Raw genomic sequence first — 1,561 nt, 5'->3', positions numbered from 1 at the left:
AGAACAGACACCGGATCGGGGTCGAGCCCCCCGTGATTCCCAGGTCCACCGTCTTCTGGGACTTCTTGATCAGGTGGGTGCCCACCACCATCTTCGCCTTCGAGACGGCGTGGCAGTCGTAGCACAGGGAGCCGGGGGGGTAGTGGGTGGCCCCCCGCGCTCCGGCCGCGGTGAGGCCTAGGACTGCGACCGCACACGAAACCCAGAACAGGCCGCGCCCCGAGAGCGTCCGGATCGACATGGGGCCTTCCTCCTCCGAAGTTGCGGACACCGGTTCGACGGAACACCTCCCGGTAGCTGTGGGGTCTCCCTTCAATGGTCCGAGCTGGTTGCCGGGTGCCGCTCCCGGATACGCATAGGCCCTCTGTTCGTTACATGGCAAGAGAAATTATTGACGGTGCTTCCTGGCGGCACAAAGTCGCCGAAAGCGCTTCGCGAGCTTCGCCGGTCTTCGGGAGGGCCTCTGCCGCACGCAGGCAGGGGGGACCAGGGGCACGCGGGGGCCGCGCCCCGCCAGGTCAGTGCGATGGGTCGGCTGCCCGAGGGCAGGCCGGGGGGTGCCGGGGGTCAGGGAGCGTCGGGGGCCGATCTGCCGGGGGAGCCGAACGCGTAGAGGGAGCCGTCGTTGGACCCGATGAGGAGGAGGCCGTGGGCGGCGGAAGGGCTGACCGATACCCGTGCCCCCGTGGCGTAGGTCCACCGGACGGCGCCCGTGCCGGCGTCGAGGCCGTACACCGAGCGGTCGTCGGATCCCACGTAGACCGTGCTCCCCACCACGAGGGGGGAGGAGTCCACCCTGCCTTGGGTGGGGGTGCGCCACAGGACCCGTCCGGTTTCCCGGTCGAGGGCGACAAGTTCCCGGTCGACCCCCACGTACACCGCGGCCTCGGCGACCGCTGGGGAGGACTTGGCCATGTCCTGGAAGGCGGCGGCCTCGGACTGGAGAGAGGGGGCGGGGGTCTTCCAGAGAAGGCCCCCGTCCTCGGCCCGGAGGGCGTAGACGTGGTCGTTGCGGGCGTGGAAATAGACGGCACCGCCCGCGACCGCCGGGGTCGAGAAGATCTGGGTGGAAGTCGGAAACCGCCACAGGACGGTTCCGGTGCGGGCGTCCACCGCCAGGAGGGCGCTCTGTCTCAGGCCGTCGGTGCCCACGAACAGGGTTTCGCCGGCCAGGGCGGGGGACGAATAGACGCCCTCGGTGCCGCCGTCGAGGATCCAGCGCAGGGCGCCCGTGCGCTCGTCGAGGGCGCGGACGCGGCCGTCGCACCCCCCGGCAAGGACGAGCCCGAGGGCCACGGCGGGGGAGCTGCGGATGCCGCCGTAGGAGAGGTGGCGGAAGGTGCCCCGACCGGAAGGGGTCTTCCACGCCACGGATCCGTCACCCGCCCGCAGCGCATAGAGGTAGCCGTCGGAAGACCCGACGAAGACCCGGTCGCCGTGGACGGCCGGAGTGGATCCCACCCGGCCCCGGGTGGGGAACTCCCAGAGCATCTCGCCGGTCGCGCCATCCAGGGCGTACACGTACCCGTCATGGCCCCCCACGTAGACCCTGCCGCCGACG

General features: G+C 71.0%; 2 protein-coding genes. Both read right to left on the bottom strand.

Annotated features, from left to right (window positions below; translation table 11 throughout):
* The coding region (locus tag AB1578_23810) for a hypothetical protein (GenBank protein MEW6490924.1) at positions 1-241 on the bottom strand (241 nt) is incomplete at its 3' end.
* A gap of 326 nt (positions 242-567) precedes the next feature.
* On the bottom strand, positions 568-1,561 hold a 994-nt coding region (locus AB1578_23805; protein MEW6490923.1), incomplete at its 5' end, for a PQQ-binding-like beta-propeller repeat protein.

This window comes from Thermodesulfobacteriota bacterium, from assembly GCA_040756475.1.
Taxonomy (GTDB): Bacteria; Desulfobacterota; Deferrisomatia; order Deferrisomatales; family JACRMM01; genus JBFLZB01.
Note: the sequence above shows the minus strand (reverse complement) of the source record. Positions and strands in the feature narration are given on the sequence as shown.